The sequence below is a fragment of the Anaeromassilibacillus sp. D41t1_190614_C2 genome, from assembly GCF_015558525.1.
In the GTDB taxonomy this organism is placed as follows: Bacteria; Bacillota; Clostridia; order Oscillospirales; family Acutalibacteraceae; genus Anaeromassilibacillus; species Anaeromassilibacillus stercoravium.
Genome location: NZ_JADMOD010000022.1, coordinates 37,244 through 43,525 on the forward strand (window position 1 = coordinate 37,244; position 6,282 = coordinate 43,525).

Here is a 6,282-nt window from a genome sequence, read left to right on the forward strand (position 1 = left end):
AATGCCGGGAAGCATCCACAGCAGGTTTTTGTAGTCATACGCGCAACGGCAGGCTGGACAAGGAACTTCCCGCCGATTCTTGCCCTTTCCCGGGGATTGTAGTACCATGTAAGGAAAGAAATCCGAAAAACATCACAGAACCGTCACAGAGCTGTGCGAAAATACGGAGTATCACAAGGAGGAGTGCACATGTATCGCATATTAGTGGTAGACGATGAGGATAAAATCCGCGCATTAATCCGGAAATATGCAGAGTTCGAGGGCCATACCGTACGCGAGGCGGCGGACGGGATGGAGGCCGTGCGCATCTGCCGCGAACATCCGGATGATTTTGACATCATCATCATGGACGTGATGATGCCGGAGCTGGACGGCTTTTCTGCCGTACGCGAAATTCGGAAATATAGTGCCACGCCCGTGCTGATGCTGTCCGCGCGCGGCGAAGAATACGATAAAATCCATGGCTTTGAACTGGGGATCGACGACTATGTGGTCAAGCCTTTCTCCCCAAAAGAGCTGATGATGCGCATCAATGCCATTATGAAACGAGCAAAGCCCGCGGCCGACCAGCCCAAAAAAGATCAGGTGAGTTTCGAAGGGCTGACCATCGATTTCACCGGCCGTATCGTCACGATCGACGGGGAAAAGGTCGATCTTTCGCCAAAGGAATACGACCTGTTGTTCTACTTTGCAAAGAACCGCAACATTGCATTGACAAGGGAAAATTTGATTACAAATGTCTGGGGCTATGATTTTTATGGGGACGACCGGACCCTGGACACCCACATCAAGCTCCTGCGGAAAAGCCTCAAGCAGTACAGCAAGTTTATTGTTACGTTGAGGGGAGTTGGCTATCGATTTGAAGTTTGAATCGTTGCTGAAACAAATGAAAGACCGTCTCAGGGAGCGTTTTTCCAACCGCATTGGGATAAAATGGGGATTGTTCTCCGGCTTTGCTGCCTTTGCTGCAATCATTTTGGTGATGCTGTGGGTCTTTCAGATTATGTTTCTAGGAAGTTTTTATAAGTTTATCAAGGTGAGCGATATCAAGAATTCTGCCCAGACCATCGAGCGCAATATCAATTCCGATGACTTGAGCACGCTCATACAGAATATCGCGCGGGACAATCAAATTTGTATCATTGTCTCGGATGAATACGGCGATTTGTTCTATTCGGAGGACGCCCTGCCCAATTGTGTGATTCATCGCCTCAACGGTTTGCAGCGCGCGTTTATTTATGAGATTACCCGCCGGAACGGGGGCGTCTATTTTGAGCAGTTCCCGGAGGACAATATGCGCACAGTGCCGAATTGGGATCAACAGATACCAGAAAACCCGGATTCGCCAGAGAGCATGATCTACACTTTCATCACCGAGCGGGAAAATGGCAAACACCTGTTGGTTTTGCTCAATTCCACCATTTCACCCGTTGGCTCCACTGTGCAGACCCTCCGCGTGCAGCTCACGTGGATCACGGTGATTATGTTGATCTTGGCATTTTTCCTGGCGCTATTTTTGTCACGGCGCATTTCAGGGCCGATTATCAAGATCAATTCCTCCGCGAAGGTCTTGGCGCAGGGAAACTACGATGTGCAATTTGCAGAAAATGGGTATCGGGAGATTGCCGAGCTGGGCGCGACGCTCAATTATGCAGCGAAGGAGCTCTCCAAGGTGGAGACCCTCCGGCGCGACCTGATCGCCAATGTCTCGCACGATCTGCGCACGCCGTTGACAATGATTACAGGCTACGCAGAGGTCATGCGCGATCTTCCCGGGGAAAATACGCCGGAGAATGTGCAGGTCATCATCGATGAGGCGAACCGCCTGACAACGCTGGTCAACGATATGCTCGACCTAAGCAAAATGCAGGCCGGGGCGCAGAAGCTTTCCCCCAGCTTCTTTGATCTGACGGAGAGTGTACGGGATATTTTAGGGCGTTATAACAAGCTCACGGATTACCATATCAGCTTTACAGCGGATCGGGACGTCACCGTGTATGCCGATGAACTGAAGATTTCGCAGGTGGTGTACAACTTGGTGAACAACGCGATTACTTATACCGGCGAGGACAAGGTGGTCCGTTTGCGCCAGACCGAACACGACGGAAAAGTTCGAATCGAGGTGCGCGACACGGGCGAGGGAATCGAGCAAGATAAGCTCAAAGATATCTGGGAACGCTATTACAAGGTGGACAAAGCCCACAAGCGCGCGCAAATCGGGACGGGCCTGGGCCTTTCGATTGTCAAGACGATTTTGGATATGCACGGCGGCGCATACGGTGTACAGAGCGAGCAAGGTGTGGGAAGTACCTTCTGGTTTGAACTGGATGTGCAAGGGGATAGCGTTGTTGAGGCTCCGAAGCCCCTCTCAAATGTCTCAAGATAAATTGCGCTGTTTTTTCCTTTGCTATATGCTATAATATGAAACAGCAGGAATCGCCTTTTTGGGGAAACAAAGCATACAATCCGTATAATCTATCGTTATTATACAAATTGGATTTTAGTTTAGCGTGTACGTATGCAAACCCCAGATATATTTTGGAGAGGAGGCGGGTATAAGCGATTTTAGATGGCTTGTACCGCATTTATGAACATATCGGTGATCGGTTGCGGGAGATGGGGCAGTTTTTTGGCATGGTACGCAGATCGTCTGCAGCACCAGGTGGTATTATACGGTCGGGAAAGTTCCCAGAAGATGAAGACGCTTTATGAATGCCGTAGCAATGGGCTGGTGACGTTGGAGGGCTCCGTCGTCTTGACCAGCGATTTGGGCGCAGCAGTGAAACATGCGGAAATCCTGGTGCTTTCCATTGGGGCCCAAAGCTTGCGGGCTTTGATGCAGCAGCTTTCTGTACTCGATTTGAACGACAAGGCGATTGTACTTTGCATGAAAGGTATTGAAGCTTTAACAGGCAAGCGCCTGACACAGATTGTAGAAGAGTACACCCCAAAGACAACCACTGTCTCCATTTGGGTGGGACCGGGCCATGTGCAGGACTTTACCGCAGGCATCCCCAATTGTATGGTCATCGATAGCCGCAGCCAAGAGGCAAAAGAAATGTTGGTCAAGGCGTTCTCTAGCGAGCTCATCCGATTTTATTACGGCAGCGACTTAATCGGCAATGAAGTCGGCGCGGCGGCGAAAAATGTGATCGGCATTGCAGCGGGGATGCTGGACGGCAAGAATAAGACGGCGCTCAAAGGGGCGCTGATGGCCCGCGGTACACGCGAGGTGGCGCGTCTGATTAAAGCCATGGGCGGCAATGAGATCACTGCCTATGGCTTGAGCCATCTGGGAGATTATCAGGCGACCGTTTTTTCGCAATATAGCCACAACCGCCGGTTTGGAGAGGCGTTTGTCCGTGGGGAACCCTATGAGGAGCTGGCGGAAGGCGTGGCAACTACAACTGCCTTACTGCGCCTGTGTGACCTGTACGGTGTAGAAATGCCGATTTGTAATGCAGTGGATGCCGTAGTCAACCGCGGCGAAGATCCCGACCAAGTTCTTCTGGATCTCTTTATGCGCAGCTTAAAGAAAGAATTTTAGCTGCCGGCTTTGTTGACAAATTTGGTATATATTATTACAATAGAAGAGCGCCTAGCTATAGAGCGGGCGAATTTTACCGCTGCACGGCGGCGGATAAAAAAGGAGAATCTGTATGAGTGAGAATTGTACGCACGATTGCAGCAGCTGTGGGGAGAATTGTCCCTCCAGGGAGGCAAATCCTGCGGATTTTTTGGAGAAACCCAATGCGATGAGCCATATTAAAAAGGTAATCGGTGTGGTTAGCGGAAAGGGCGGCGTTGGCAAGAGCATGGTCACATCTATGCTGGCTGTGCTGCTGAACCGCCGCGGCGCACATACTGCCGTGTTGGATGCAGACATCACTGGCCCTTCGATCCCGAAGGCATTCGGCATTCATCAGAAGGCAATGGGCAGTGAGTTTGGCATCCTTCCGGCGCGGACCAAAACGGGCATCGACATCATGTCGGTCAACCTTTTGCTGGACGACGAGACAGCGCCCGTTGTATGGCGTGGCCCGATTATTGCCAATACCGTCAAGCAGTTCTGGACGGACGTCATTTGGGAAAACGTTGACTATCTGTTTGTGGACATGCCTCCGGGGACCGGCGATGTGCCGCTGACCGTATTCCAGAGCATCCCGCTGGATGGAATTGTGATTGTCACTTCCCCGCAGGAGCTGGTTTCCATGATTGTGGCAAAGGCTGTGAACATGGCAAAGATGATGAACGTGCCGATCATCGGCATTGTGGAAAACATGAGCTATGTGAAATGCCCGGACTGCGGCAAGGAGATCAAGGTGTTTGGCGAGAGCCATGTGGAGCAGACGGCGGAGCAGTTTGGTTTGAAGGTGCTCGGCAAGGTGCCGATTGATCCCGAGATTGCGAAGAATTATGATGCAGGCCTGGCGGAGTTGGTCAATGTGGACTGCTTGGACGATGCGGCAGATGCGGTGGAACAACTGTAAGGCCCTGCTTTTCTAAATTTCTGATAACAGAAGTGAAAAATGGACATCCTGTTGTGTAGAGCGGACTTTTACACAACAGGATGTATTTTTATATAAAATTATAACGGGTGGTAAAATACAAACTGCAAAAATTGGAAAAAACAGTTTCATTTTCCAGAATACAGAGGTATAATGGGGACATATTTCCAAGGTCCGGCAAGCAGAGGCTGTGGTTACAACATGGGTTTCGGCGGCTGATAGGAATTGCCGTTGGCTGGCTTGTAAAAAGGGCTCGGAAAAAACTGGGCGTTAAGCTCCGCATGGATGGAGAAAACGGTTCTCTTTTCACCGGGCATAAGAGGAGGATTGTATTTTATGAAAACAGGAGTATCGAAAACACTTTGGTTGATTTCCGGTGTCCTATTGGTGTTTGCAGGTGTGCTCGCCATCGTTGCGCCGTCGTCCATTTTGTTATCGCTGACGATTGTGTTTGGGCTGGCAATGCTGATTTCGGGTATCATCAGCGTCGCGGTTTATATTTTTTGCAGTAAGCACCTTTATGGTGCAGGTTGGCTTCTAGCGGAAGGTATTCTAACCGCCCTATTGGGCCTCTTTGTTTTATGCGACCAGGTTGCAATGGTGAGCGTCATCCCCTATGTTTTTGGGTTGTGGACGGTCTTTTCCGGTGTGATCCGGGCCGTGGATTCCTTGGAGATCAAGCGATTTGGGATTAACGGTTGGTATTGGATGATGCTCGTCGGTGTTGCTGAGATTGTATTGGGGTTTGCCACTTTTATCCGCCCGGTGATCGCCATCCAGATTATTGGGATTACAATGGGGATCGTATTCCTTTTGCAGGGGGCCGCGTCCTTGTTTATGTGGTGGTTTGAGAGCCGTTTACAAATGAAATAGATGTATTTGGATAGGAGAAAAACGCCGCTTATATGCGGCGTTTTTCTTTAATCATAAGTTTTGCAAGGATACAAGTATAAGTGGGTGTATCCCCACAAAAATAGCTCATAGGGAAGCGATATGGCGTCCTATTAGATGAAAATATTTTGGAAGGCCATGGAGATTTAGGCTTTCCCTTGACAATCGTTCAGGGTTTTTATAATATTAATATGCTTAATTGTTTATAGAACAAAATATTAGGAAAAGGAACGGTTGCCATATGGAAGAATATGAGGATTGGGAAGCACATTGTGGAAAAAAAATATTGGATCTCTTCTGGCGATATAAATGCGTAAAGCCTCTTTTTGTGCAGAGGGATGGCTTGCCGATGAGCGCTTTTTTTATGTTACATAAGATTGAGGTATGCGGAAAGCTGCAAAAAGAAAATGGCGGCGATGATGGCGTACGCATTTCTGAAATAAGCCGGCGTACACAAATGTCCATGCCAGCGGTGTCACAGATGCTGAACTCTTTAGAAGGGAAAGGGCTCGTTGCCCGCAGTATGACGAAGAACGATCGCCGTGCGGTGTTTGTCTGTTTAACTGAAAAGGGCAAGGCTCTTTTGGAACAGAACCGAAAAGAAATTTTTTCCATACTGGATGAAGCGGAACACCGGTTGGGAACAGAAAACCTCAACCAGCTCATAGAGTTGTCGGCCCGTTTGTTTGATATCTTATTGGAGATCGAAAAAGAAAAGTTGAGTGACAATCGAGGATAGTGATGTGCTGCATATGATGTTTTTATTGGCTTTCCATAAATGAAAGAGTTTGCATACTCGATTTTGAGAACCTGCGCCCGATGCTGTACGAGAACTTCTACAAGGAACTGGACAAAAACGAATGGAACAACGACGTAACACAGG

General features: G+C 49.0%; 6 protein-coding genes. All 6 read left to right on the forward strand.

What is annotated here, in order from left to right; all coding sequences use genetic code 11:
- The first annotated feature begins 189 nt into the window (after positions 1–189).
- The 6 genes from I2G69_RS13450 to I2G69_RS13475 all read left to right on the forward strand — a co-directional run bounded on the left by I2G69_RS13450 (position 190) and on the right by I2G69_RS13475 (position 6,138).
- Positions 190–870 carry a response regulator transcription factor gene (locus I2G69_RS13450; RefSeq protein ID WP_087230775.1) on the forward strand — a complete coding sequence of 227 codons (681 nt, stop codon included), beginning with the start codon at positions 190–192 and terminating at the stop codon, positions 868–870.
- Positions 860–2,386, forward strand: coding sequence for a sensor histidine kinase (locus tag I2G69_RS13455; protein WP_330396768.1), 1,527 nt, complete (start codon positions 860–862; stop codon positions 2,384–2,386). The genes I2G69_RS13450 and I2G69_RS13455 overlap by 11 nt, the downstream gene beginning before the upstream one ends.
- Positions 2,387–2,587: 201 nt before the next feature.
- Positions 2,588–3,547 carry an NAD(P)H-dependent glycerol-3-phosphate dehydrogenase gene (locus I2G69_RS13460; RefSeq protein WP_087231017.1) on the forward strand — a complete coding sequence of 320 codons (960 nt, stop codon included), beginning with the start codon at positions 2,588–2,590 and terminating at the stop codon, positions 3,545–3,547.
- A 112-nt stretch (positions 3,548–3,659) separates the two neighbouring features.
- A complete protein-coding gene (locus I2G69_RS13465) occupies positions 3,660–4,490 on the forward strand; it encodes an Mrp/NBP35 family ATP-binding protein (protein ID WP_087230778.1) in 831 nt (276 codons plus the stop codon).
- Positions 4,491–4,844: 354 nt separating this feature from the next.
- A complete protein-coding gene (locus I2G69_RS13470; protein WP_191362908.1) occupies positions 4,845–5,381 on the forward strand; it encodes an HdeD family acid-resistance protein in 537 nt (178 codons plus the stop codon).
- A 259-nt stretch (positions 5,382–5,640) separates the two neighbouring features.
- Positions 5,641–6,138, forward strand: a complete 498-nt coding sequence (locus I2G69_RS13475) for a MarR family winged helix-turn-helix transcriptional regulator (RefSeq protein ID WP_195560942.1) — start codon at positions 5,641–5,643, stop codon at positions 6,136–6,138.
- The last annotated feature ends 144 nt before the right edge of the window (positions 6,139–6,282 follow it).

Bases quoted from the DNA above. Each gene is read 5' to 3' on its own strand.
- I2G69_RS13450 (WP_087230775.1), top strand. From the start codon at position 190: ATGTATCGCATATTAGTGGTAGACGATGAGGATAAAATCCGCGCATTA.
- I2G69_RS13460 (WP_087231017.1), top strand. From the start codon at position 2,588: ATGAACATATCGGTGATCGGTTGCGGGAGATGGGGCAGTTTTTTGGCA.
- I2G69_RS13470 (WP_191362908.1), top strand. From the start codon at position 4,845: ATGAAAACAGGAGTATCGAAAACACTTTGGTTGATTTCCGGTGTCCTA.
- I2G69_RS13475 (WP_195560942.1), top strand. From the start codon at position 5,641: ATGGAAGAATATGAGGATTGGGAAGCACATTGTGGAAAAAAAATATTG.
- I2G69_RS13465 (WP_087230778.1), top strand. From the start codon at position 3,660: ATGAGTGAGAATTGTACGCACGATTGCAGCAGCTGTGGGGAGAATTGT.